This window comes from Desulfoferrobacter suflitae (assembly GCF_022603395.1).
Taxonomy (GTDB): domain Bacteria; phylum Desulfobacterota; class Syntrophobacteria; order Syntrophobacterales; family Syntrophobacteraceae; genus Desulfoferrobacter; species Desulfoferrobacter suflitae.
Genome location: NZ_JAIBKA010000002.1, coordinates 126123 through 151109, shown reverse-complemented (window position 1 = coordinate 151109; position 24987 = coordinate 126123). Strand labels below are relative to the sequence as shown.

At 53.5% G+C, this 24987-nt stretch carries 19 protein-coding genes; 13 read left to right on the top strand and 6 right to left on the bottom strand.

What is annotated here, in order from left to right; translation table 11 throughout:
• Positions 1-32 precede the first annotated feature (32 nt).
• Positions 33-590 carry a gamma carbonic anhydrase family protein gene (locus K1V27_RS03585; RefSeq protein ID WP_258928157.1) on the top strand — a complete coding sequence of 186 codons (558 nt, stop codon included), beginning with the start codon at positions 33-35 and terminating at the stop codon, positions 588-590.
• On the opposite strand, the gene K1V27_RS03580 is transcribed toward K1V27_RS03585, so the two are convergent.
• A complete protein-coding gene (locus K1V27_RS03580) occupies positions 587-844 on the bottom strand; it encodes a hypothetical protein (RefSeq protein WP_258928156.1) in 258 nt (85 codons plus the stop codon). The two genes, K1V27_RS03585 and K1V27_RS03580, sit on opposite strands and share 4 nt — an antisense overlap.
• Positions 845-1065: 221 nt before the next feature.
• Here K1V27_RS03580 and K1V27_RS03575 point away from each other — a divergent pair, with 221 nt between their 5' ends.
• From K1V27_RS03575 to K1V27_RS03565, 3 genes are all read left to right on the top strand, one after another.
• Positions 1066-1479 (top strand): hypothetical protein, encoded by a 414-nt coding sequence (locus tag K1V27_RS03575; RefSeq protein WP_258928155.1) that lies wholly within the window; start codon positions 1066-1068, stop codon positions 1477-1479.
• A 667-nt stretch (positions 1480-2146) separates the two neighbouring features.
• Positions 2147-3457, top strand: coding sequence for an L-lactate MFS transporter (locus K1V27_RS03570; protein WP_258928154.1), 1311 nt, complete (start codon positions 2147-2149; stop codon positions 3455-3457).
• A 178-nt stretch (positions 3458-3635) separates the two neighbouring features.
• Entirely contained in the window at positions 3636-4982 is a 1347-nt protein-coding gene (locus tag K1V27_RS03565; protein ID WP_258928153.1) for a serine/threonine protein kinase, read from the top strand.
• Between the two features lie 11 nt (positions 4983-4993).
• On the opposite strand, the gene K1V27_RS03560 is transcribed toward K1V27_RS03565, so the two are convergent.
• The 3 genes from K1V27_RS03560 to K1V27_RS03550 all read right to left on the bottom strand — a co-directional run bounded on the left by K1V27_RS03560 (position 4994) and on the right by K1V27_RS03550 (position 9287).
• Positions 4994-5563 (bottom strand): GNAT family N-acetyltransferase, encoded by a 570-nt coding sequence (locus K1V27_RS03560; RefSeq protein WP_258928152.1) that lies wholly within the window; start codon positions 5561-5563, stop codon positions 4994-4996.
• A gap of 9 nt (positions 5564-5572) precedes the next feature.
• Entirely contained in the window at positions 5573-6325 is a 753-nt protein-coding gene (locus K1V27_RS03555) for a metallophosphoesterase family protein (RefSeq protein WP_258928151.1), read from the bottom strand.
• A 127-nt stretch (positions 6326-6452) separates the two neighbouring features.
• On the bottom strand, positions 6453-9287 hold the full coding sequence (locus tag K1V27_RS03550; protein WP_258928150.1) for a DEAD/DEAH box helicase: 2835 nt from the start codon (positions 9285-9287) through the stop codon (positions 6453-6455).
• A gap of 179 nt (positions 9288-9466) precedes the next feature.
• Between K1V27_RS03550 and K1V27_RS03545 the strand changes: the two genes are divergently transcribed.
• The 3 genes from K1V27_RS03545 (at position 9467) to K1V27_RS03535 (ending at position 12251) form a co-directional block, all read left to right on the top strand.
• The gene (locus tag K1V27_RS03545) at positions 9467-9937 is read left to right on the top strand and encodes an acyl-CoA thioesterase (RefSeq protein ID WP_258928149.1); all 471 of its coding nucleotides are present in this window, start codon (positions 9467-9469) and stop codon (positions 9935-9937) included.
• A 117-nt stretch (positions 9938-10054) separates the two neighbouring features.
• Positions 10055-11371: a UDP-glucose dehydrogenase family protein gene (locus tag K1V27_RS03540; RefSeq protein ID WP_258928148.1), complete on the top strand. Its 1317-nt coding sequence runs from the start codon at positions 10055-10057 to the stop codon at positions 11369-11371.
• A gap of 64 nt (positions 11372-11435) precedes the next feature.
• Positions 11436-12251, top strand: a complete 816-nt coding sequence (locus K1V27_RS03535) for a glutaminyl-peptide cyclotransferase (protein WP_258928147.1) — start codon at positions 11436-11438, stop codon at positions 12249-12251.
• 103 nt (positions 12252-12354) lie between these two features.
• On the opposite strand, the gene K1V27_RS03530 is transcribed toward K1V27_RS03535, so the two are convergent.
• Complete coding sequence (locus K1V27_RS03530; RefSeq protein ID WP_258928146.1) at positions 12355-15231, bottom strand: PEP/pyruvate-binding domain-containing protein; 2877 nt, start codon at positions 15229-15231, stop codon at positions 12355-12357.
• A gap of 278 nt (positions 15232-15509) precedes the next feature.
• Between K1V27_RS03530 and K1V27_RS03525 the strand changes: the two genes are divergently transcribed.
• From K1V27_RS03525 to K1V27_RS03500, 6 genes are all read left to right on the top strand, one after another.
• Entirely contained in the window at positions 15510-16883 is a 1374-nt protein-coding gene (locus K1V27_RS03525; protein ID WP_337833346.1) for an NAD(P)/FAD-dependent oxidoreductase, read from the top strand.
• Between the two features lie 193 nt (positions 16884-17076).
• Entirely contained in the window at positions 17077-17577 is a 501-nt protein-coding gene (nuoE, locus tag K1V27_RS03520) for an NADH-quinone oxidoreductase subunit NuoE (protein ID WP_258928144.1), read from the top strand.
• Positions 17561-19492, top strand: a complete 1932-nt coding sequence (locus K1V27_RS03515; RefSeq protein ID WP_258928143.1) for an NADH-quinone oxidoreductase subunit NuoF — start codon at positions 17561-17563, stop codon at positions 19490-19492. The genes nuoE and K1V27_RS03515 overlap by 17 nt, the downstream gene beginning before the upstream one ends.
• Positions 19489-20172, top strand: a complete 684-nt coding sequence (locus K1V27_RS03510) for a 2Fe-2S iron-sulfur cluster-binding protein (RefSeq protein ID WP_258928142.1) — start codon at positions 19489-19491, stop codon at positions 20170-20172. The genes K1V27_RS03515 and K1V27_RS03510 overlap by 4 nt, the downstream gene beginning before the upstream one ends.
• 407 nt (positions 20173-20579) lie before the next feature.
• Positions 20580-22721 carry a SulP family inorganic anion transporter gene (locus tag K1V27_RS03505; RefSeq protein ID WP_258928141.1) on the top strand — a complete coding sequence of 714 codons (2142 nt, stop codon included), beginning with the start codon at positions 20580-20582 and terminating at the stop codon, positions 22719-22721.
• 12 nt (positions 22722-22733) lie between these two features.
• Positions 22734-23972, top strand: coding sequence for a response regulator (locus K1V27_RS03500; RefSeq protein WP_258928140.1), 1239 nt, complete (start codon positions 22734-22736; stop codon positions 23970-23972).
• Here K1V27_RS03500 and K1V27_RS03495 read toward each other — a convergent pair.
• The gene (locus K1V27_RS03495; RefSeq protein WP_258928139.1) at positions 23969-24601 is read right to left on the bottom strand and encodes an MBL fold metallo-hydrolase; all 633 of its coding nucleotides are present in this window, start codon (positions 24599-24601) and stop codon (positions 23969-23971) included. The two genes, K1V27_RS03500 and K1V27_RS03495, sit on opposite strands and share 4 nt — an antisense overlap.
• Positions 24602-24987 lie beyond the last annotated feature (386 nt).

The following is a 24987-nucleotide window of genomic DNA, read 5'->3' as shown; positions in this document are numbered from 1 at the left end:
TGCGCGGGAGTTCATTTTGTGGGAGGACAGTAATGATGGGGATTTTGCCCTATAAGCATAGCTACCCGAGGCTGGGTGAGGAAGTATTCATTGCGCCGGGGGCCTGGGTCATTGGCGATGTTGTGATTGGCGATCGTTCGAGCATCTGGTTCAACACGGTCGTGCGTGGTGATGTCCACTACATACGGATTGGTTCGGAAACCAACGTCCAGGATAACTGCGTTCTGCATGTCACTGAAGGGAAGTTTCCGCTGGAGATCGGCAATCGAATAACCATTGGCCACCGAGCGATTGTACATGGTTGTATTATTGGAGATGAGTGCCTGATTGGTATGGGCGCGATTATCTTGGATGGTGCAAAGATTGGTGCGGGATCCGTGGTGGCCGCCGGCTCAGTGGTTGCGCCGGGGACAGAGATCCCTCCCCAGTCATTGGTGATGGGTATTCCCGCAACGCTCAAAAAGGCGATTGGGCCGGATGAGCGGGAGCTCACCCGGAGCAGCGTTCTTCATTACCTGCAGCTGGCGGATGATTACCTGAACCCCGAGCTGCTGGGCGAAAAGAAAAAAATAAAAGGTTTTTTGGGTTAGTTCCCGAGCCATTCTTTTCTCGGATTGATGTGCAGGGAACTGCCCTCTTCGAGGGGGAGTGTTCCGCTCGCAACTCCCTTTTGAATGAGTTCTTCTGCGGCCAGCAGCAGACTTTCACTGCTGCCGTTCCACAGGGTCCGGATACGCTCCAGCGTCGGAGATTCGCCCTGGTCGACAAGGGCACAGGTCAGTATGTAGAGGGATGTCGCTTCAACTCCCAGGTTAATTTTGAAAATTTCACGGTCCATGTTCATTGATGAAGCTCCCGGTAAAGTTCGCGATGATGCTGAAGTCCACGTGATTGACTACTTTATTAAACTAAACAAATTGGGACGATGTGTCAATTTCACATGGTGCTGCCGGGCCGCGGCCGCTCGGTGCCGATGGCGGGGTGGAGAGGGACGGTTGGGCCATGCTGGCCAGCAGCAGGTGGAAGCTGTTGCGGTAGCAAGATGGATCGAGGAGGAGGGAATTGATGGAAGAGGTCGTTGGGCGAGATTTTCTTGAGTGGAAAAAAGAGCTGGAATCCTGCTGGCGAGCGATTCCAAGAACCTTTCAGAATGATCATACGGTGCGCAGGACTCTTCAGTGCCATTTGTACCAGTATTTGCGCAGCTTGGGATACCGGGCGGTAGCGGATTACCTGCCCCCGAGAATTCAAGATCGAGCGAGCGATCTCATTGCATTGAATGACCAACAGGAAATTGTCTACGCCATCTGCCTGGAGACCGTGGTGACTTTAGCCGCGGTCAAGAGCCTCTCCAGTTTTGCTGCGGCCAATAAAGTCATATTCACGACGGGTCTGCTGGAAAAAAAGGTGCAGGAGAGCCGCTTTTTTCTCAAACCGGATATTGTACACTTGCACCTGCAACCCTATGGGCCCAAGTAGCGGGGAGCGTTCGCAATGTTCCTCCATTCGCGGGACAGTCTTTTCATGAGCCCTTGTGCATTTCGTAACAATTTAAAATTTATATGATTTATGCTTGACACCCCAGGACCGCTGCTCTATAAGGTGGGTCACGGGTAGGTGGAACAGTCGATGACGGAACCGCATTAAGGAACAAGGGAGGTGATAGGCAAAACGCTCGGTAAAGGAGGTGAGAAGGCATAAGTGTATTTGATTGGTATTTTTTAGCGAAACTTTTATTGTTTAATCCGGTGTTATTTAGCAGAATTTGAAATAATCCCATCTCAATATCTTCACCGTTTTGTTGTTTTCAACCGAAATTTCATGCCGCAGTTCGTTTACTGCAACTCGTGTTGTGCATCGTTGAGGCTCTCGCTCGCTTAGCTCCTGGTTGTTGAGTAAAGACATTTCTACGTTTACAGCATTTCTAACTTGCTTTGGAAGGCCTGGATCCGAAGGCTGCGGAGGATTCAGGAGGTCCGAGAACCGGTGTTTAATCGTTGTCGGGCAAAGCAGTCTGTGCAGCAGGATGGAATGGAATGATCGAATTGGTCTGGACAGCAGTTGTTATGAGATTGTTGGCGGCGGACAGTCTGGCCCGCGGCGAAAAGAATTTTCTTGTCAAAATTTGCTGAACTAGGAGGGTAACATGGCACAACCGTTGGAAAAGGTTCCAGGAAAAGCCTGGGTCGTCACCTTCGCGGGGACCGCAATAAACTTGTGTTTGGGTATTTTGTATGCGTGGAGTGTTTGGACCAAGTCCTTGATCAACGTGGACTTGGCGGGGCAGCCCTTGCCGGCGCCCAATGAAGGTTGGACGTACTTGACCAATGCTGAGGCGGCTACGCCGTTCTCCCTTTGTGTAGTCATTTTTGCCTTGTTGATGATTCCTGGCGGGCGCATCCAGGACAAATTCGGCCCTAAAGTGGGCGCCACTGTGGGGGGGCTGTTCCTGGCGGCGGGCTGTATCATATCCGGCTTGGCCAAGAGCTACGGCGGACTCATTTTTGGATTTGGAATTCTCGGTGGGATCGGCATGGGCATTGGTTATGCAGCGCCCACTCCCGCCGCTCTGAGGTGGTTTGGACCGCACAAGCGTGGCTTAATTGCGGGTCTGGTTGTGGGTGGCTATGGCGGCGCCGCGCTCTACATTTCCCCTTTGGCGCGCTACCTCATTGACGCTTACGGACTCACCGGCAGTTTTGTCATTCTGGGTATTTTCTTCGCGGTCGTCGTGATTATTGCCGGCCAACTTTTGGCATGGCCTCCGGCAGGATATGTGCCGCCAGCTGCAAAACCCGCCAGCCCGACCAAGGAAATGACAGGGGCTCCGGTCAAGACGGCGGTCACGGCGATAGACTGGGTTGCCCAGGATATGGTCAAAACCTGGCAGTTCTATGCTTTGGTCTTCATGTTCATCCTGACGACGCAGTCGGGTCTTCTGATCATCGCCAATGCTGCAAAAATCCTGGCAGTGGCGGCAAAGGATGTGCCTTTCCTGGTTGCCAACGCGTGGATCCTTGTCTCCTTTGGAGGGCTGGTCAATGCTTTTGGCCGAGTCGGAACAGGCATGTACTCGGATAAAATCGGCCGAACCAATGCGTACACCCTCAACTGCGCAGTCTCGGCCCTTTGCTTGTTTCTGTTGCCGAGCATTATCGCAAGTGGTAACGTTTTCGTTCTCTTCTTGGCAGTCGGTATTGCGTACTGGCAGTATGGAGGAGGTTTGGCGCTGATGCCTTCGTTCACCGCAGACTTTTTTGGGCCGAAAAACCTGGGCTTCAACTATGGTCTGGTGTTCATTGGCTGGGGCCTCGGCTTCTTCATGGCGAGACTGGGCGGCACCATTCAGGACGTGACGGGAAGTATGAACTATGCTTTCTATATTTCCGGAGTCTTGCTAATAGTCGGCGTGCTCCTGGCTCGGGCCACCAAACGCCCCATGGCACTCAATGAATAGGATGGCTTGACGGCCTGCTGGGAAGACGGACGATCGGAATGAACGGCTCCCGAGGCCGATAGGATCAACGGCGGGGGGTGGAAAAGCAATTTTTCCACCCCCTTTTTTTGTGTGTCGATACGGGTTGATAATCATGGCAAACAGATGATGAAGTCCACATCGAGAAAGCTGCGTCTGTATGATTTCAGATACCGTTTTGCTGATCAATTTGAATTCCGAAGAGGAATCGTTTCTGCGGAATTTAATTGCGAACATGGAGATTGAGGAACTGGAGGAGACTGCTTTGAAGTCTGTTGCCGTCTCATCGGTGGAGGAAGCCAAACACTTTTTGGATGATGAGACAACCCGCTTGGTGATCATGCGATTGGAGGAGAAAGGTAGGAGAATTGATCATGAAATTCGTCGCTTCAAGAAGTCCTTCCAAAGACCGGTTCCCCTGATGATTCTTGTGCCAGAAATTCACATGCGCAAAGTGAAGGACTATTTGCGAGCAGGCGCTGATGAATTTTGGATATTGCCGTTGGATTCGTCTGCCTTTGTGGTGCGGTTGCGAGTGCTTTTGGAGTTGGGGCAGAGCATTAGAGAAACCCATGGCTCGATGTCGCAGAGGCAAAGTGCGGGGTCCCTCTGGTCTCATGTCGGCAGTCGTTTGAGGCGCTTGTTTGCTGCCCCGGATACTCCCGCACAGACTGCGATCTCTGAAACCTGGAGTCAACTGATTGCCGGTAAGTGGCAGAGAATTCGTCGGCTCGGTTTTGGCAGTTTTGGCGAAGTCTGCCTGGTGAAGGATCAAACTGGCGGCGGCCTGGCTGTGGCTAAAATTCCTCATGATAAGAAAATGAATCGCAAGTTCCTGAGAGAGGCGGTCATTTTGAAGACTCTCAACGGTCATCCCAATGCGGTGCACTTGAAAGAGGTTGTCAAAGAAGAGGATAAGCTGGTATTAATACAAGAATATATCGAGGGTTCGACGTTGCATGATCTGCTCGCCGAAGGGCTGAGCAGTGCCTCTAAAGAAAAGGCTTTTCTGCAATTACTGGATGTGGTCGCCTACGCCCACAAACACAACATAATGCATCGTGACATTAAGCCTGAGAATATCATCGTCACTCCCAACGGCGAGCTGAAGCTGCTCGATTTTGGAACCAGCAAGGACCTCAGCCGGGGCAGCATCAGTAGTACGGTTATCGGTTCCCGCCCCTACATGGCGCCCGAGCAGATTATGGGCAAGAGCCGCATTGCCAGCGATGTCTGGGCGCTTGGGGTGGTTCTCTACTCCCTGGCAACGGAGTTTTTGCCCTTCTATGATGAAAATGAAAAGCAGCTGATGGATTTCATACTGGAGACGGAGCCGGACCCACCGCGCGAACTTGAGCCAAGCTTGAGCCAGGAATTGGAGGCCATCATTCTCAAGTGTTTGAAAAAAGACTGGGCAGAACGCTATGCGGATGCCCATGAGCTGCGCCAAGACTTGCTTCAAAAATTTCCGGATTTTGGAACGGGAGTGGCGCTCCCCCAGCAATGACCTGCGAATTACTATGTTTTCTGTGACCAACGACGATCAAAATATGATGCAATATCACAGACCATGATCAGGATGTCGAGATTTTGATTTTGGGCGTTCTTGACCAGTTCCTCGATGACCGCCTTGCATGCAAAGCCCGCATTTCGACAGGCGCGAATGGCGCCGACCGAATCCAGCGGAATTTCCGCCCAGAGCTTTTCCAAACCCAGTTCATGCCCGAGCTCGACCAGTTCATTGAGCATCAATGTTGCCATGCCCTGGTTTTGATAGCGTGGGGAAACGACCACACGAATCCGTCCGATGTGTCGCTTCCATCCGTGAGGAACCCGATGGAGTGTGGCATCCGCCACGATTTCTCCATCCACCAGGGCCACCAGGGGAAGCACCCGTTCGTAATCCAGGTTTTGCGACCATTCGCGCACCACTTTTCTGTCCCTGACATTGTGCCGGATGAACATCAGCAGCTCATCCGAGAGGCTCAGAAAAAATCGGTACAATGATTCCTCGTCTTCCTTGACCATCGGCCGCAGGGTCACGGGGGTTCCATCTTTCAGTTTAGATTCTTTGCTTCCAAACATCATGCCTGCCTCCTAAATCCCATCCTGAAGGCGGTGTGCCAAATATTTCGGCAATTTTGCCTGCAAGATCTTTTTCTGAGCCTTTTCGATGTCGTATGGCACGGCCTTGAAACATACGGTCGGTCCACTTGTGTCAAACAGCAGATAACGCGAGCGGTTGTCCTGCTGCCTGGGTTGTCCCACGCTGCCCGGGTTGATGAGATACATGTTCTCCTCTTCCGACAATTTGATCTGGTCGGGCATCTCGGAGGGGGAGGTGACCTTGCCCCGCTGGTCGCAGATCCAGAGTTTTTGGATGTGGGTGTGACCAAAAAAGCAGATGCGTATCCCGCTGAACCGTTTGCGCAAGAGATTGAAGATCCTTTTTGCCTGAAACAGGTTGAGTAAATAAGATTCCAGGCTTTCAGGCGTTCCGTGGCACAAGAGATATCGATCCCACAAAACTTCGATGCGCGGAATGGTCTGGAGGTAGCGTATTTCAGATTGGGTCAGCTGCTGTTGACAGTAGGTGATGGCTTGATGGGCTAAGACGTTGAAGCCTTTTGCCATTCTCGGCTCGAGGATCGCCAGGTCGTGGTTGCCCAAAACAGACACGGCACGCTTTTCCCGCATCAGGGCGACACATTCACGCGGGTTGGCATTGTAGCCCACCAGATCACCCAGATGAATGAGATAATCGACGCCATCGGATTCTATGGATTTCAGCACCGCCTGCAGGGCTTCCAGGTTGCCGTGAATATCTGAAATGATGGCGGCTCGCGGCATGTCTCAGTCTCTTCGTGTGCAGGTTGTATTGCGACCTGACAGGGTTAGGTTGTCGCCTTCATTTATAGGGGCTGGTGCCTCATTAATCAAATGCATTTCACGCGATCGTCAATCATTTTGCCCAAGCTCATTCGATCAGCACCGGTTCTCGCAGGATCAAGTCAATGGCTTTCCGTGCCGAGTCTGCCAGCCGTGGATGAGTCTCCGTCAAGGACTCGATTTGTCGCAAATGATCCGCCGTGCGCAGTATCACCATGGCGAGATCCCCCTCGGCCATGCCGGAGACTTCCCGCACCTCATCCCAGGATTGGCCAAGGGCCCATTGGTGCAGGGTGATGGTGGTCCAAAATGGCAGCGGCACAGTGGGAAACCCGCATGTTTTCAGGTGATCCATAAGGGGTTGAAGTTCATGCAACATTTTGCAGAAGGGCTTGGCCATGTCGGGATATTTCCACATGAGCGCAGAGAGTTGTATATCGCCCACTCGATCCCTGTCCATCACGAAGGGGGCGATCAATGCTGCCAACAGCTCGGGCTGGTCTTCGGGAAAGAGTGACTTGCGGATTCCCTCGGATATGAGCAACGGTTGGTCGATCCTGAGGTTGCAGGCCCATAATCCATCCTGGGTCAGGTGTCCCTTCGCGTCCACATAGCCCTCATTCTGCAAGAAATCGAGATGCTGCTTGAAAGAACGCCAGAGCTCCTCCTGGATGGAGGATAGCTGCGCTTTGTACTGAAAATACTGTGCAATGAGGTGTGTGAATGGATGACTGCTGCCTTTCTGGCAAGGCCCGAATAAATCACAGCGTTCACAGGGCAACTCCGCTTTCTGTAAGATGAGACGCGCCAGTTCGCGATTGCTCTGTTCCACAGGGAGAGCTTCCGGCTGGGTGCCGCCGGCCAATGCATTAAACGGTTGGGAAGCGAGCTCGTGGACCAGTTTTTCCCATTTCTTCCGATCCATCGGCCGGGGAACATCCGCAATCAGTCTTCCCAATTGGGCGATTCGACGAAGTTGCACCCGGTAGGTGCGGATGTTTCCCTTTTTCCAGTGCAGAGGAAACGCAACACGCACCGCCTCCACCACGCCGGCCTCATATGCGGGTGGTGAAACGGCCACAAAAACACCCCCTCGCCGGTTGCGAAAGAGTCTTCCCGTGTCGAGCAAGCCCTCAAAAGCCCATTGAGTTGCCTGCTTATTCCAGCGCTTGCGCGTTTGTCTCACCCGGTTCTGCAATTCTTGAAACTCCGGCTGCACCTTCTCAAAATTTTCAATGGTACCGCAGGCACTCTCAGCGAGCCACTGGCGCATCGTCTTTTTGAGTTGCTGGAATTCCTCGGCAGTGCGCGGATCTTCATTGAGATTCTGGAAGGTTGCAAAAGACGCCGACAATAGGGTTCGAATTTCTTCGGGAGTGTGAGACAAAAGCAAATTCAAGATCATGGAAAAATTGATGCGGATTTGGCTCTGGATAGAATCGGGCGGAGAGTTGAACAGGTCATGAATCAATTGCGGATCCTGATACCTGCCGGGCACCACCAGAGCGAAGCCGATTTCATCCATCCCGCGGCGCCCTGCCCGCCCGGTCATTTGCAGAAGATCCGTGGCGCTCAGGGGGACAAATTCCTTGCCGTTGAAGCGATCGCTTTGGGGTATGACCACCGTTCGAGCGGGAAAATTGACGCCGGCCGCCACCGTTGAGGTAGCAAAGATGGCATCCAGATGACCCGCCTGCATCAACTTTTCCAGAAGGAGTTTCCAATGCGGCAGTTGGCCCCCGTGGTGGGCCCCCACGCGACACTTCTTGAGAATGGCGAGATGCTGATGCTGACGCAGGAAAGGATAGGCATCCAACAGGTCATGCAGTTGGCTGAAAAACCGTTTGGACGCATCGGTGCCACTCTTGGGGCGAGAGACCCTGGGACACATGGCAATGGCTTTTTCGCAGTCGGCTCTGGACTTCAGAAAAAATATTGCGGGGAGCAAGTTGGCCTTGCGTAGAGCCTCCATAAGTCGGGGGATGTCGAGGAACTCCCGGGGCGAAAAGGAGCCCGGATCGACGCTTCGAATTTTTCCGTACAGGCCCCGCCGCCCACTTAAGGGGCTCAATTCACCAGACGGAAACAAGAACAGCGGGTATAAGGGCACGGGTCGTTCCGATGCTTTTATCCAACGGCAGCGTTTCTGCCGCAGCCAGTCAAGCCAGTCACATATTTCCTGTGCGTTTTGGATGGTGGCGGAGAGCATGAGAAGCCTGGCCCTTGTGGGGAGGTAAATCAGCACTTCTTCCCATACGACGCCGCGGTCTGGATCGCCCAGGTAATGTGCTTCGTCCAAAACCACCAGATCGACAGGCAAGTCTTCACCCCGATGCATCGTATCGTACAACTGGTTGCGCAGAATTTCGGTGGTACCCACGATGATGGGGGCGTCCGCGTTTTCTTTTCTATCGCCGGTCAGGATGCCGACATTTTGCCCACCAAAAATATTTGAAAACTCTTCATATTTCGCGTTTGACAGGGCTTTGAGAGGGGAAGCGTACCAGCTTCTTGCTCCCTCCCTAAAAAGACTTTCGATGGCCTTGATGGCAATATAGGTCTTCCCTGAACCGGTCGGTGCGGTGACCAGCACATCCGAGAGGGGCAGCGCCTCGAGCGCTTTCAGTTGGAACGGGTCAGGGACGAACGGCGCCAGCTCGGGAACCTTTATTTTTTCGAGCACCGGTTCCAGAGCGCGGTGTATGTGGAATTTAAAGGTATCGTCATTCTCCTTCTTCGATACGTTCTTCTTCCTGTATCTACGGAAAGTGACGGCAGTTTTCTTATATTTTGAGCCAATGGTCAAATGGCAGTCCTCTTCTGGGCAAAATATCCCGGGCCCCTCTGTGGCAGTCGAAAATATACCGCTTTGGGCGTGCAGATCTGCTTTTGCCGACAGTACCCCGGAACTATTATCAGTCATGCAGGGCAGGATTCCAAGTGATGGAGTTGCGTTTTTCCGCAATCGAATCAATAATGAAAACGGACCGCCAGGCGACAGTCAATGTCTCTGCCGGTTTCATGTCGATCATAAAAATTTTAAGCTTTCCTGATAACATGCAGATGAAAACCTGGTTGCAGAAATGGAGCGTATTTTAGAAAATGACATCTCTCGGAAACATGGAAAAAAATGCAGGTGCCCATTGCCACATAAGTCGGCTGAGAGTGCCTCTTTTTGAAGTGGACCTGGGCCATGCAGTCTACCATGGCAATTACTTCCATATTTTTGAGCTGGCCCGGGAGAATTTTTTGCGCGATATGGGCTATCCCTATCGACGCTTCATGGATCAAGAACTGCATCTCACGGTAGTGGAGGCCACCTGCGCTTACCGTCAGCCGCTGCGCTATGATGATCGCATCGAGGTGCACAGCAGGATTATGTGGTGGCGCAGGCGCAGCCTTGCGTTCGCCCAGGACATTTACCGACTGGAGGAGCAGAGGGGCCAATCGCTTTGCACCAGGGCGAGTCTGAATATGGTCTGTGTTCGATTCAATGGAAAGCCGACGGCAATTCCTGAAGATTTCACGGCTCTTCTCAGAGCGCAGGGAGTCCAGCAACTGAAACAGGCGTAACGGATTCCAATTTCCACGGGAGCTCACTCACATTTTATGTTAATGAGCTGTTCCCATCAGATTGACGATTCCGGCAGATTCCCAGGACGGGGCAAGGACAAGAAAGGGTTCGGTTGTATGAAAATTGCGATTATTGGAACGGGTTACGTAGGACTGGTGAGTGGCGTTTGTTTTGCCGAATTCGGACACGAGGTGACCTGTATCGATGTGGACGAAACCAAGATCGGTCGCCTGCAGCGCGGCGAAATTCCAATCTATGAACCGCGTCTCGATGTTTTGGTGCATAAGAATTTGAATGACAATCGCCTGATTTTTACTACCGATTATGCTCCCGGCGTGCCCGAGGCGGAAGTGGTCTTCATCGCCGTGGGTACCCCCGCGTCCAGGCGCGGCGACGGCTATGCAGATCTCACCTATGTCTATGAAGCCGCAAGGCAAATCGCAGGTCATCTGCGTGATTACACGGTGGTGGTGAACAAGAGCACCGTTCCGGTCGGTACGGCTCGCCAGGTCAAGAGGATCATATCCGAAGTCAGTCCCGGAAGTTCTTTTGATGTGGCAAGCAATCCCGAGTTTTTGCGGGAGGGAGCCGCCATCAACGATTTCATGCATCCGGATCGGGTCGTGATTGGGGTGGACTCGGACCGGGCGCGGGAGGTTCTGAAGGCAATTTACCGCCCTTTGTACCTCATTGAAACCCCCTTTGTGATGACCACCATCGAAACGGCCGAGCTGATCAAGTATGCAGCCAACGCGTTTCTCGCGACAAAAATCAGTTTTATCAATGAAGTGGCAAACCTTTGCGAGGAAATTGGCGCCAATGTTCAGGATGTGGCCAAAGGAATGGGACTGGATGGGCGCATAGGCAGAAAATTCCTGCACGCCGGACCGGGCTATGGGGGATCGTGCTTTCCCAAGGATACCAGTGCGATGCTGCGCATTGCCCAGGAACATGGGGTGGCTTTCCGCATTGTGGAGGCTGTGGTGGAGGTGAATGCCGCCCAGCGGGCACGCATGACCAGAAAGGTGAGACACGCTTTGGGAGGCAGCGAGGCGGGTAAAATCATCGCCGTACTGGGGCTTTCATTCAAACCCGAGACCGATGATGTGCGTGATGCACCCGCGCTGACCATCCTGGCAAACTTGTTGGAAAAAGGGGCTAAGATTCGGGCTCATGACCCGCAGGCAATGATCGAGGCGGCCAAGGTGCTTCCCGAAGTTAAATACTGCAGCTCTCCTTACGAAACGTGCGAAGGGGCGGATGCCGTGGTGCTCATGACCGAATGGAATGAATATCGTGCCTTGGACCTGGAAAGAATACTTGTCTCGTTAAAAGAGCCTGTTTTTGTCGACCTGCGCAACGTGTATGTCCCGGATGTCATGAAACGGCTCGGGTTTCGCTATTACAGTGTCGGCAGAGGCAAACATGAATAGCTGTGACGCAGGGTCTGGCTTCTCGATCCGCCTCCCAGGTTTTTTTGCGTCCTGGTTTGCCCTCATGTCAATGGCTGTGCTCCTGGCAAACGGGGATGCACCCATTCTGGCGGCGCAAACCAGCCGCAATCAGGCTGCCGAGCAGGCCGCCGGTGTCGGGGTGGTGCGCCCGGCTTCACCCGTCGGCGGTTATCAGGTCGTCCATATTTATCCGCATGATCCTGAGGCCTTCACGCAAGGGCTTACCTACGATGCGGGGCGCCTGTATGAAAGCACAGGCCGGTACGGACGGTCCTCCATCCGCCTGGTGGAGCTTAAAACGGGCAAAGTGATCAAGAGTAGATCGCTGCCCGTCTTCTATTTTGGAGAGGGCCTCACCCTTTGGGGGGATCGTTTGATACAGCTCACCTGGAAGTCGCACACCGGTTTCGTTTATCGCAGAGACACTTTTGAGACTTTGGGCACTTTTCAATACCATGGGGAAGGATGGGGCATCACGCGCGTGGAATCCTTGCTGGTGATGAGTGATGGCTCCGCCGCCCTGCGGTTTCTGGATGCTGCTTCCCTGCAGGAGATCAAGTCACTCGAGGTGACCGACGGGGGCCGGCCGGTGATGGCTCTCAATGAGTTGGAGTATATCAACGGGGAAATTTTCGCCAATGTGTGGCCCACTGATTGGATTGCGAGGATTTCTCCTGAAACGGGAAGGGTGGTCGGATGGGTGGACCTTGCCGGGCTGAGAATTGCCGGCCGTGCCACCGGCAAAGAGGACGCTCTCAACGGTATAGCCTATGACGCCGAAAACGACCGAATCTTTGTTACCGGCAAATTATGGCCGAAGCTTTTCGAAATCCGATTGGTTCCCCCTCCCAGTGGCTGATGCCGCCGTGATCCCTCACGGCTTTTCGTTGGGGAGTGGTTCTGGCGCCGCATCCGACAAGCTTTGGGGGAATGCAGGGAGCGTGCGGCGTGCCTGTTCGACGTCAATCTGAACGCTTCGCACCGGGGTCGGTGAGAAACTCCTTGAGGTCTTCCATGATGTGCCCGAGATCCTTTTTGTCGAACCGAATCCCGACGGCGGCAATGACCGAGTGCCGCCGATAAGGGTCCACTTCAAACTGCCACGGTCGAATGGATGTGTCTTTACCCCTTGCCCTCAAATGGCCCTGAAACCGTCTGACTTCCGACATCAGGCGTTCGTAGTCCTCCTGTCCGTAAACCTGGCCGTTGAACTCCCCGAATGAACATCCACCGAAGGTCAGGAAGTAATCTTCCTCCACATTGGAGTCGACTGATCGGCGGGTTATGCTGAATTCCGGATAACGCGCAAAGAAGGGATCGAGGTGATAGAGCTCCATGAAATCGTTCATTGGAATCTTGTTCTGCAATTCCGATAGATCGACGGCGTGTCGTTTATCCAGGAAAGATCTCAGGTAGCGGCAGACCAGGTCAAAGTCGCCATTGGGGATAGAGATCCCGATGCTGATGATGCGGGCATGGCCTTCACCCAGCGGCGGCTCGCCTTGAACGATCCGCACTTTCTGGTGGATTGCCGGGTTGATCTCTTCCAGGTAGCTCAAGAACTGTCTGGCCAGGTTTTCTTTCTCCGCGTAGTTCAATGCTTCCGGGCCAATATCGACTTTGTCCAGATCCTGACCATACTCGAAGTTGCTGGCAAGGATTAGAAAATAGTGATCCGGCACCTGCATCACATGGAAGCCTTCTTCTTCAAAACCTTGCACCAGGCTCATGGTCCGGTTCTTTAGGAAGATATCGCGGATGACGTCATTCTCGGATTCGCCGCGCCGTCGAGCTTCAATGACCATCAGTTCATGCACCCAGTGGGTTCGCCAGGTCGTGCAAAGCATCAGCGTTCTGAGAATCTTCATGACCTCTTTGCGCAAATCTTTCCCACGATAAACCAGGGGAGGGCCGAAATCGAAATCTTCCACATTGACGTCCTTGAGGTGCAGCGCACGATGGCGGTCGCGTTCGGGCAGGTAAGAGAGGTAAGTGCTGAACGCATTGAGAAGTTCCTGTTGTGAGATGGGGGTATCTTTCCCCTTTTTCTCCCGCAAATGTTTTTCCAGCCATTGGTAGCGCGACAGTTCAAGTTCCCACTGATAGTGCAGATCAAGAAGGCTCTCGTAGTCCAGTTCCTGGTGATTTCCCTGTTCAAACTGCTCCCTGACGAATTCCCAATCCACATAAAGTTTTTTTCTGCCTTTCCTGTCCTCCAGAAAATCAACTGCCTGGGTATATGCCAGGATGCCGCGCTCACAATCGACGAAAACCTGCTTGCCGAGGTAATTGTACAGGGCACTTTCCGGGTTAACCTCCAGCTTCCCGTTTCGAGAGATGATGAGCGGCTGTCCTTTGGCATCCACCAGGTTAATGAGGTAGGGTTTGCTGTAGGCCACCGCAGAGACCGCTTCGTGGCCGGTAGTGTTCCCGTCGCAACGAACGACGCCGCGCACGCGAGGGTGGTTGACCGCCACATCGGTTTCTCCGTACGGCCGTTTGCGAAACAAAATCACATCCTTGCCCTGTTCGGCTAAAATCAGTGCTTCTTCCGTCCCAAAAGCCAGTATGCCGTTATCGGCACTATCGGTAATCGGTTCCCCGCGAGCCAAAATCTCATAGTCATGAAATCCGTCCTTCAGTACTTTTTCTTTTTGCTCCAATGCCTTGTTGATAATCATGGATGCGCGTTGAATGATGGTTTTGCCTTCATCCACAAAATCCCACATGGAGCGCACTGTTGCATGGAACGTCATGCGCAGAGGTCGACGCTGCAAGATGTATAGCTTGCGGTTCTCTACCGTGAACTCTATATCCAGGGGGCGTTTTGCGAGATTTTCAAATGCTTCGCGCACCATCAGCAGGTGGTCGTAAATGTCCGGAAATTCGTCTTTTAGATCCAGAGTGTCGCGCAGATGTTTGCGCAGTTTTCCTGAAACTATCTTGTCGCATTGAACCTTGGGGGCCCATTCGATGACCGGGAAGTCTGCGCCGGTGCGTTGATTTCTGGTGAACAGAACACCGCTGAGAGAGTTGGCTTCGTCTCGATTACCAAAGACCATACTCTGTATGGTGACGGCGGTCCCCATATCGTCAGATACCCCGCCCTCTTCCGACTCTCGACTGCGCCGGGCTTCTACGGCGGTAGGGGCCATCCATGAGGCGAGCACTGCCTCTATGGCATAGCGAAGCTGCAACGAAAGGTCCTTTTGAAACGCATCCTCAAACCTTCGGTCGCCTGTCTCCCGGAGCAATTTCTTATAGGAAAGAATGAGCCTGTTGATCAGGGGAACTTCGATGGATCCTTCGTCGCCCACTTTGAAATGCATGAGGATATCGTAGAAATGATCGTATTGAATGCCCAACACAACTTCCCCAAAAATACGAATGGCAGTCAGGTAAGTATTGAGCACAAAACCCTCATCTTCCCCTGCCGCAATAAGGGCGGCGACCACCTCGTCGTTCAACCCCACGTTGAGAATGGTGCTAATGGCGCCGGGCAGGGAAATGGCCGCTCCTCCCCGGACTGCAACAATCAGCGGCATTCGACCGCTGCAATCGCCAAACGTGCGACCCACTCTCGTGCCCAAATCGGTGAGTTCCTGATTGATCTGCGCGAACACATCATCCGGCAACCTGTCACCGGCGTCGCGGTAGGCTCTCCAGACTTCTGAGGAAAGAATGAAACCGTCCGGGACGGAAATGATATCGTCCGCGCCAGGGAATAACTCTCGCGCCTTTTGAAAGTCCTCCGCCAACTTAGCACCCTTGGCGCCCAATTTATCGATCTGTGTGGGATCTGCTTTTTCGAAGGAAACGATCAACGGTTTAGACTGCATGGTTTGTCCTTGGGGTTCCTCGTCCTGGCGATCATGTTCGTATGAATCCCGAGCCCTGCCCGAATTCCCGCAGAAAGAATGGGCAAATGACCATCTGCAGTGAATGGGCGACGGTGGAATTATTGAGTATCACACAATCGATAACAGTTCCAGTATGATGGCATGGGGGGCAGGGGAAAAATAAGAACTTGCTTTAGGTCAAAGCAGTTCCATGCGATGCGGCGGCTGCCCACAGGAAGATGCGATGGCATCATGGGGTGAATACTGTTAAATAGAGGATGCCCTGCGCGTCAAAGCCCTGTCAGGTATTGGCATGTCTAATGGTTCGCAGGTGGCGGCGGAGTGGACGGGATAGATGGCGGCATGAGCCGGCAACCACGTGTCAGGAGAAAGACTCATTTATGCAACCCAGGAAGAACGATGTGATCATCATAGGGGGCGGTGTCATCGGCGTTTCAGTGGCCTATTATGCTGCCGATTTAGGGGCGTCTGTGCTGGTTATCGAAAAGAATCACATAGGTGCGGGCAGTTCCTGCGGGAATGCCGGCCTGCTGGTTCCCAGCCATTGTAATCCTTTGCCGACGCCCGGTGTGGTGGCCCGCGGGATTCGCTACCTGTTCAATCCCGAGGGGCCGTTTTACATACACTTCCGAGCGGACCTGGAGCTCGTGCGATGGCTGTGGAGGTTCTATCGATTTTGCAATGCCAAACATTTTTACCATTGTGTCGGAATCTTTAGCAAAATGGGTAGGGAGAGTTTGCAGCTCCACAGACAATTGGCCGATCTGGGGGGACACCGGTATCAGTTCAGACAGGATGGAATGCTCAATTTGTATATTACCGATCAGGCGTTTCAGGAGGCCCGGGAGGACGTTGTTCGGGTAAAGAGCTGTGGCGAGCACTCGGTGATACTCGACGCCGATGAGGCTCGTGAACTGGAGCCGGCTGCGGGGGTGCGCGTGGTTGGCGGGATACTGAATAAAATTGATGGGTGTATCGATCCGCTGGAATTTGTCAAGTGGTTGGCTGAGAAGGCCCGGGAAAAGGGAGTACGATTCCTTGTGGATACCGAAGTGTTTTGGCTCAAGACGGACCGGCGCAGGGTCAGCAAAGTGGTCACAACCCGGGGTGATTTTGAGGCGGGTCAGGTTGTGCTGGCAACGGGAGCATGGCTGCCTTTGTTGGCTGCGGAACTGGAGGCCAAGATCCCCATCGAGGCGGCTAAAGGTTATAGCATGACCTTTGCGAAAACTCCGGGGGCACCGCAAATTCCTCTAATCCTTGAAGAGGCCCGGGTGGCAGTGACGCCTTTTGCCGATGCGCTGCGGTTGGCAGGTACGCTGGAATTGTCCGGGTTGGATTTGGCCATCGGGCGAAGGAGGCTGAAAGCCATCGAGTCGGAGACGTATCGCTATCTGCCCAAACTCGGTGGGCTTGAAATAAGAGAAATCTGGCGTGGATTGAGGCCCTGCACCCCGGACGGTCTGCCGGTTATTGGGCGTTTACGGCCCTGGTCCAATGTGTTTGTTGCCGGTGGTCATGCAACAAAGGGGATGTCACTGGGCCCGGTGACCGGGAAATATCTCAGTCAAATGTTGGCGGGGGAATCCATAGGCATGTTGGAGCGATCCTTGAGCCCCAATCGGTTTTGAAGGAAACTCAAACGGCTTTGATGCCTGCCTCCTTCCTATTTGTTAACAAATGTGATAAACATATTCAGTACTTATATAATCGCTGCAAAACCGTATGGGAACCGCTGAAGTTCCTTGAAATGGGTTCGACGATCAGGGGGTGTAAGACGACGTGGATAGGGATGATCCATCGAAGGTTTCGGAAGACGAAGCTATGTTGAAAGACATCGACGAAATGCTTTTAACGAGTGAAAAGAAAAGGGAAAATCTTATTCCCATCCTGCAAAGAATCCAACAAAGGCATGCTTATCTTTCCCCGGATGCCATGAAGCTGGTGGCCCTGCATCTGGGAATCTCGAGCAGTGAAGTGTACGGCGTTGCCACCTTCTATAATCAGTTTCGATTTCATCCTCCGGGCAAGCATCAGATCAAGGTATGTCTTGGTACGGCCTGTCACGTGGTTGGAGGAGATATTATCCTGGAAAACTTTGAAAGAAAGCTCGGCATTAAAGATGGCGAAACCACTCCCGACAGGGAATTCAGCATTGAAAGGGTTGCCTGTGTAGGCTGTTGTGCGCTTGCTCCCGTGGCCGTAGTGGATGATGTGGTACAGGCGTGTATGGCGCCGAGCAAGGTAGAGGGAATTTTGTTGGGGTTCGACATAGAGCGGGAACGCGACGAAAGGGAGAAACAGGAGAGTGAAGCAAGCCAATAGCGACGTTTTGGAACGTTTCCGCACACTGATCCGGCAAGCGCGCCAAACAGTTCAGGAGAGCAAAGAGCCTGGCAAGCCGCACATCTACATCGGTATGGCTACGTGCGGATTGGCTGCCGGGGCCACTGAGACCAAACAAGCATTCGAGGAAACCCTTGCCGAGCGGGGAATTGAAGCTCGCATTATTCCGGTGGGCTGCATCGGTCATTGCTACGGGGAACCCCTTGTCGTCATCGAAAACCCGGGCTTCCCTGCCATTTGTTATCACAAAGTGACCGCAGGTAAAGCCGGAGCGCTGGTGAGAGCTTTTTTGGAAGAGGGAGACCCACTCTTTGAATACGTTCTGGGTGCTCTGGAGGAAAACGATTTGATTCCCACCGTCATGGATTTTCCGCGTTTCAATCTGGAGCGGCGAGTTGTGATGGCCGACTGTGGTGCTTTGGATCCTGAGAACATCGATCAGTATCTGGCGGGCGGTGGTTATGAATCGTTGCTTAAGGCTCTGGAGATGACGCCCGAGGAGGTGATTCAAGAGATCATTGATTCGGGGCTCAGAGGCAGAGGGGGAGCGGGCTTTCCCACCGGACGCAAATGGCAGGCGGCGCGCAGTGCCGATGGGAGTCGCAAAACGGTCATATGCAATGCCGATGAGGGGGACCCCGGTGCCTATATGGATCGAACGATTCTTGAAAGCAATCCTCATCAATTGCTGGAAGGTTTGGCTGTGTGCGCTTATGCGGTTGAAGCGGAAAATGCCGTCATATACGTTCGAGCCGAGTACCCTCTGGCGGTCAAGATGATTCGTCGCGCCATAGATCAAGCCGGCCAGGCAGGACTGTTGGGCGCGCATATTCTGGGCACCCGGTTCAGCTTAAGCGTGAGTGTCTTCGAGGGGTCGGGAGCATTCGTATGCGGGGAGGAAACGGCGCTCATTCAATCGCTTGAGGGCAAACGGGGAATGCCGCAGCATCGGCCTCCCTATCCGGTCCATAAGGGTCTCTGGCAGCAACCCACGGTGATCAACAACGTAAAGACATTGTCCAGCGTTCCGACGATTGTAAAGAAAGGCGCCGCCTGGTACCGTCAGATAGGCACGCAAAGCAGCCCCGGCACCGCAATATTTTCTGTTGTGGGAAAAGTGGTGCATCCCGGGTTGGTGGAGATTCCCATGGGGACGACTCTCGGCCGGCTTATCTTCGAAATCTGCGGGGGGATTCCCAATAGGAAAAAGTTTAAAGCGGTACAAATCGGTGGTCCTTCGGGAGGATGTCTGCCCGAGAGCTTTATGGACACTCCGGTCGATTTTGATTCGTTAACGCAAGCCGGGGCCATGATGGGGTCCGGCGGAATGGTGGTGATGGATGAAGACAGCTGCCTGGTCAACGTGGCGCGCTTTTTCATCGATTTTACTCAGAACGAATCGTGTGGGAAATGTACCTTTTGCCGCATCGGAACGCGTCACATCCTGAACATTCTGGAACGTATCACCAAGGGAGAGGGGAAGGAAGGGGACCTTGAGACTTTGCGGGAGCTGAGTCAGGACATCAAGACAGCCTCGCTGTGCGGGCTTGGCAAAACCGCGCCCAACCCGATACTCACCTCACTCGAGTATTTCAGGGAGGAATACCAGGCCCATATCCGCGAAAAACGCTGTCCCGCTATGATGTGTCGGGCCTTGACGGCTTTCTACATCGATCTGGACAAGTGTGCGCGGGGCTGTGATGCCTGTGTAGGGTCCTGCCCGGTGGATGCCATATTCACCACCAAAGGTCGCAAGAAAGCCATTGATCAGGAGTTGTGCGTAAAATGTGGAGAGTGTATGGTTGCGTGCCCGACGGAGTATGACGCCGTCGGAAAAGTCTCACCGAGTGAGCTGGCTCCCGTCATTGAACGCCCGCAGGAAAAAGCGTCATGATCAAAGTGAATGTGGATGGCAGAGCAATAGAGGTCGGTGAGGGGCAGAGCCTGCTGGCTGTATGCCTGCAGCAGGGTATCTTTATTCCACATCTGTGCTTTCTGGAGGGGATGCCGGAATCACCCGCTTCGTGCAGGCTTTGCTTCGTGGATATCCAAGGGGAGCCTGCTCCGGTCGCCTCCTGTAAGGTGCCGCCCTGGGATGGCATGGTGGTCAGGACCGACACCGAGCGCGTCAGACGTTTGCAGAAAAGCGCTTTGCGGCTGCTGCTTTCGGTGCATCATGTGGACTGCCGCAACTGCCCGTCGAATAAAAAATGTGTCTTGCAGGATCTGGCTAAATTCCTCGGCGTTCCTCTGAAATCCAAAAAGTTGGAGCACCTGCAACGGGAAATCGGGGTCGAGTTGGACCATCCGCTTTTTCAATTCGTGCCGGAGCGGTGCGTTTTGTGCGAAAAGTGTATTGCTGTTTGCAGGCAGCACAATGACTTCAGTTTGCTGACATTTGCCAAGAGAGGCTTCAACACGGTGGTCACTTGCTTCGAAAAAGATCCGGACAGGCTCCCGTGTTCCGACTGCCGCGCATGTGTAGAAATCTGCCCGGTAAGTGCAATTTTTCTCAAAAACGAGGCGGCCGAAGCGTGCCTTGATCAACCTCCTCCGTTCCCAGATTCACCTTAGGCAAGCCCGACCCGTCAACCGCACACCTAATCCCGCCGGGCTCTCCGGGAAAAAGCCTTGAAGTGGGATTTTCCATAAAACAATTTGACAACTCGTACCGAAGTTCACTAATGTTCCATCTCGCCTGAACCTTGACACGATGGGCAGGCGGGTGATGTTCGCGCAATTCCTCAGCTCAGACTCGAAAAATCAAATGATTTGATGCTCACACCACTACGCTTTTCTGATGATCTCCTGCCTGCAGATAATCGAGGGTGTTACTGCGAACACTCGTTCCCGCACAATGTGTCATTGATAGCAAAATCGCAGCGTTGCAATGTTTTAGGGAGGGGAACCATGGATTGTGTTGTGGTTTCACATCAAGAGCGGATCACTTGGTTGGTTGAACATGGATTGGGTGAGCAAATATGATTAAGAAAATCTTTCCTTTTCTTGATTGGGTCGGCGAAATTAACTTAACTACCTTAAGAGCGGATTTGGTTTCGGGGTTGACGGTTGCGCTCATCCTGATCCCTCAGTCCATGGCGTATGCACAACTTGCGGGGATGCCGGCCTATTACGGCCTTTATGCCTCGCTGCTGCCGCCGATGCTGGCCGCCCTGTTCGGTTCCAGCCGGCAGTTGGCGACGGGCCCGGTAGCGATCGTTTCATTGATGACCAATGCGGCTTTGGCCCCTTTGGCGACAGCGGGAAGCGAAGCCTATATTGCCTATGCGATCCTGTTGGCCCTGATCGTGGGCCTTTTCCAGTTCGCTCTGGGAGTCCTGCGTTTGGGCCTCGTCGTCAATTTCCTGTCCCATCCGGTAGTCAACGGTTTCACCAATGCCGGTGCTATAATCATTGCCACATCGCAGCTCTCCAAGATGTTTGGGGTGAGCGTTGACAGTGCAGCGCACCATTACGAGACGGTCTACAGGGTGATCAAGGCCGCGACGCATTATACCCACTGGCCGACTTTGGGCCTTGGGTTGCTGGCTTTCGGTATCATGTATGGACTCAGACGGTTGAATCCAAAGATTCCCTATGTATTGGTCGCCGTCGCCGTTGCTACGATCATTTCCTGGGCCACCGGCTTTGAAAAAAACCAAAAAGTGCCGCTGCAGGATGTCATGTTTCAGCCGGCTCGTGCTTACATCGAGCAATTCAATTCGGCCGTCAATGAATTTGAAGAGCTGGGCCGGCAGAGGGCGGAGCTGAGTCCTCAAGTGACCCGGGCAGAAGAAAGCTACGGTCACAATTCGAGGGAAGCCCTGGATCTCAAGCACAAGGCTTTGTTGATGTCCATGCGCATGGATGAGCTCAAGGGACAGATTCAGGAATACCGCGCCGCCTTGCGGGAATATCTGTTCACCGGGGTCAAGGGGGGCGACGGCCGGCTCCTGTTGTATCCCGAGGATGAAGTCCCCCGGGGTTATGAGAGTGACGGAAACATCTGGCGCATCAAGGTCAGGAATTCACCCATCGATGCGAGTGCCGTGACCGTGGTCGGTGGAGGTGATGTTGTGGGGGTGGTTCCCCAGGGTCTCCCATCCCTGGCTGTTCCAAAGCTCGACCTGAAGATCATGTTGCATCTCTTGCCGGTGGCCGCCATCATTTCCCTGCTGGGGTTTATGGAAGCCATCTCCATTGCCAAGGCCATGGCGGCAAAGACGGGCCAGCGCCTCGATCCCAACCAGGAATTGATCGGCCAGGGTATTGCCAACATCCTCGGCGCTGTGGGCAAGAGCTACCCGGTATCGGGTTCATTTTCACGCTCCGCCGTCAATATTCAGTCGGGTGCCGTGACCGGTCTATCCAGCCTGTTTACCAGCGTGACGGTCGGCATAGTGCTGCTGTTCTTCACCCCGCTGCTTTACTATCTGCCTCAATCGGTTTTGGCCGCGGTGATCATGATGGCGGTTCTCGGCCTGATCAACGTTTCAGGTTTCATCCACGCCTATAAGGCACAGTGGTATGACGGCCTTTTCTCCATCATCACCTTCATCGCGACTTTGATCACTGCGCCGCATCTGGATCGCGGCATCATGATCGGCGTGGTGCTTTCCCTGGTGATGTTTCTCTATAAGAGCATGCGGCCGAAGGTCACCACCCTGTCCATGTATGCGGATCATTCATACCGGAGCGCGAGGGACTTTGGTTTGAAGGAATGCCGCCACATCGCTTTGATCCGGTTTGATGGATCGCTTTTCTACGCCAACGCCGGGTACCTGGAAGAAAAGATTACCGAGATCACCCTCAGCATGCCCGAGCTCAAGCATATCATCATCGTATCCAACGGTATCAACGATATGGATGCTTCCGGCGAGGAAATGCTCTCGCTCATAGTTGACCGGGTTCGGAGTGCCGGATACGATATTTCATTCAGCGGCATCAAAGAAAATGTGCTCGAGGTGATGAAGCGCACTCACCTGGATGCCAAAATCGGCTACGAAAATATGTTTCCAACGATGCACGAGGCCGTCAGCACGATCCATTCCAGAGCGCACACGCAATGTGATGAAAGGTCGTGCCCGCTATTGTCGGTTTGTTTTCTGGAGCAATCTCAATAAAGGAAAGAAATCATGTCCGTGATCTCTCTTTTCAGCGGTTCCTACTGCCACGGAGAAGAAGTCGCCCAAAAGATCGTTGATCTGCTGGGATACAAGCTGGTTGATGACAGTGCTTTGGTTGCTCAAGCAAGCGAGCGGTCCCAAGCGGACCAAAGCAAGCTGATGAAAGCCATCAGCGGCAAGACATCCATTTTTAATAAATTCACCCATGAGCGAGAGCGTTCTCTGGCCATTCTCAAGGCGACGCTGGCCGATCTGCTCAAAGGGGACAACTTCCTCATCTTTAGTTTTTGCGCTCACATGATCCCGCGTGACATTTCTCATATGCTGAAAGTCTGTGCCATCGCGGATATCAAGTATCGAACGAGTCTCGCCCACAAGCGCGAAGGTCTGTCCGAAAAGGACGCCTTAAAAAAGATTCACAAGGAGGATGAGGGACGAGTCCTGCTGACCGAATACGCATTCAATAAGGCAGATCCATGGGATCCGTCCCTCTACGATATCGTTATCCCCATGGATAAGACCAGCCCGGATGCTGCCGCAACCTTGATTCTTGACAATCTTCAAAAGGACGTTTTGAAGGTGACGGACGTATCTCGCCAAGCCGTCGAGAATTTTTCACTGGCTTCGCAGGTTGATTTGAAACTGGCGGAAGAAGGGCATGACGTGGCTGTAACGGCCAGTGACGGAAACGTAACGGTCACCATCAACAAGAACGTATTGAGGCTTTCGGCACTGGAGGACGAACTGAAGAGGATTGCCGGCTCGGTGGCCGGTGTGAAAAGCGTCGCGACCAAAGTGGGGCCGGGTTACTATAAGAGTGACATTTATCGGAAGCATGACTTCGATTTGCCTGTACCCTCCAAGGTGCTTTTGGTGGACGATGAAAGGGAATTTGTTCAGACGCTGTCGGAGCGTCTGCAAATGAGGGATATGCCTTCGGCGGTAGTGTATGGGGGTGCAGAAGCGCTGTCGGTGGTCGACGAAGATGAGCCGGAAGTCATGGTTCTGGACCTCAAAATGCCCGGAATCGATGGCCTCGAGGTGCTGCGCAAGGTCAAGCAGGAGCACCCCAGTGTCGAGGTGATTGTTCTTACCGGGCACGGTTCCAAGGAAGTTGAAAAGCTCTGCATGGAGCTGGGGGCCTGTGCTTACCTGGAAAAGCCGGTAGACATCGACAAACTGACCGACACCATGAAGGAAGCCTACCGTCGCCTGCATCAGAGGAAGCATGAGCAAGGGTCGAACTAACTGATAAATGGATTGTGGCGCTTTTCCTGGCCGATGGTGGAGCGCGGAGAGTGACCATAATTATGCCCCGGAAGCACGACCGTATCTTCGGGTAAAGCCAACAGTTTGGTTCGAATGGAGTGAATCAGGGTTTGGGTGGACCCTCCCGGCAAATCCGTTCGTCCGACACCTCCCACAAACAGGGTGTCACCCGTGACGACATAGCCCGGAGTGTACAGGCAAATGCCTCCGGGGGTGTGCCCCGGGGTGTGGATGACATCCACATGTTCATTGCCGAACACGATGCGATCGCCCTCTGCAACCAGTTGATCCGGCGGCGGTGACGCCTCGCACTGGAAGATCTGCAAAATAAAATCTGCCGGATTAGCCAGCCGTTCGGCATCATCTCGATGGACGACAATCTCCGCCCCGGTCAACTCCTTGAGCTTGCGGTTGCCGCCGGCGTGATCCGCGTGGCTGTGGGTGTTGATGATGTATTTGATGTGCTTGATTCCCTTCGATTCGGCTGTCTTGAGAATATGCTCCACCTCGGCTGCAGGATCAATGACGACTCCCCGGCCGGTCTCCCGGCAGCCAAGGATATAAGCAAACACCGCGAAATTACCAACTTCCAGTTGCTCAATCAGCATCTCTATCTCCGTGTTTCGACATTATCCGGTTTTTAAACTCCATTGTCCCGCTGGCTCACTATAGAAGCCCTGACCCCCTCTGTCCATAACTACTGACAAGAGACAATCTGACAATTCCAAAATCCCTTTCCCGGCGCCCCGCCGCCCACCCCGGGGGCATAAATTTCTCGGGGTCTCGCTTCCTGCCGCACGGGCGGTATCCTGCCGGCATGTCGCAGCCGGCATTTCGTATGCCTGTCCTTCATGGGGCGTCGGCCATTCAGGTCATGTGGGCAAAAATCGTAACCAGATGTGAAAGGATGGTACGCCGCAGGCAGGGGCTCGTCCCCCACCGGACTCCCGGAGCCTTGTCCACTGAACTCCCGGCCGCTTGGCATGTTTATTGA

Excerpts from the sequence above, each read along its gene's own strand:
- K1V27_RS03540 (WP_258928148.1), top strand. The coding sequence starts at position 10,055 with ATGAAAATTGCGATTATTGGAACGGGTTACGTAGGACTGGTGAGTGGC.
- K1V27_RS03555 (WP_258928151.1), bottom strand. The coding sequence starts at position 6,325 with ATGCCGCGAGCCGCCATCATTTCAGATATTCACGGCAACCTGGAAGCC.
- K1V27_RS03575 (WP_258928155.1), top strand. The coding sequence starts at position 1,066 with ATGGAAGAGGTCGTTGGGCGAGATTTTCTTGAGTGGAAAAAAGAGCTG.
- K1V27_RS03525 (WP_337833346.1), top strand. The coding sequence starts at position 15,510 with ATGCCCTGCGCGTCAAAGCCCTGTCAGGTATTGGCATGTCTAATGGTT.
- K1V27_RS03585 (WP_258928157.1), top strand. The coding sequence starts at position 33 with ATGATGGGGATTTTGCCCTATAAGCATAGCTACCCGAGGCTGGGTGAG.
- K1V27_RS03495 (WP_258928139.1), bottom strand. The coding sequence starts at position 24,601 with ATGCTGATTGAGCAACTGGAAGTTGGTAATTTCGCGGTGTTTGCTTAT.
- K1V27_RS03550 (WP_258928150.1), bottom strand. The coding sequence starts at position 9,287 with ATGACTGATAATAGTTCCGGGGTACTGTCGGCAAAAGCAGATCTGCAC.
- K1V27_RS03500 (WP_258928140.1), top strand. The coding sequence starts at position 22,734 with ATGTCCGTGATCTCTCTTTTCAGCGGTTCCTACTGCCACGGAGAAGAA.
- K1V27_RS03565 (WP_258928153.1), top strand. The coding sequence starts at position 3,636 with ATGATTTCAGATACCGTTTTGCTGATCAATTTGAATTCCGAAGAGGAA.
- K1V27_RS03560 (WP_258928152.1), bottom strand. The coding sequence starts at position 5,563 with ATGATGTTTGGAAGCAAAGAATCTAAACTGAAAGATGGAACCCCCGTG.
- K1V27_RS03570 (WP_258928154.1), top strand. The coding sequence starts at position 2,147 with ATGGCACAACCGTTGGAAAAGGTTCCAGGAAAAGCCTGGGTCGTCACC.
- K1V27_RS03510 (WP_258928142.1), top strand. The coding sequence starts at position 19,489 with ATGATCAAAGTGAATGTGGATGGCAGAGCAATAGAGGTCGGTGAGGGG.
- nuoE (WP_258928144.1), top strand. The coding sequence starts at position 17,077 with ATGTTGAAAGACATCGACGAAATGCTTTTAACGAGTGAAAAGAAAAGG.
- K1V27_RS03545 (WP_258928149.1), top strand. The coding sequence starts at position 9,467 with ATGACATCTCTCGGAAACATGGAAAAAAATGCAGGTGCCCATTGCCAC.
- K1V27_RS03580 (WP_258928156.1), bottom strand. The coding sequence starts at position 844 with ATGAACATGGACCGTGAAATTTTCAAAATTAACCTGGGAGTTGAAGCG.
- K1V27_RS03530 (WP_258928146.1), bottom strand. The coding sequence starts at position 15,231 with ATGCAGTCTAAACCGTTGATCGTTTCCTTCGAAAAAGCAGATCCCACA.
- K1V27_RS03535 (WP_258928147.1), top strand. The coding sequence starts at position 11,436 with ATGTCAATGGCTGTGCTCCTGGCAAACGGGGATGCACCCATTCTGGCG.
- K1V27_RS03505 (WP_258928141.1), top strand. The coding sequence starts at position 20,580 with ATGATTAAGAAAATCTTTCCTTTTCTTGATTGGGTCGGCGAAATTAAC.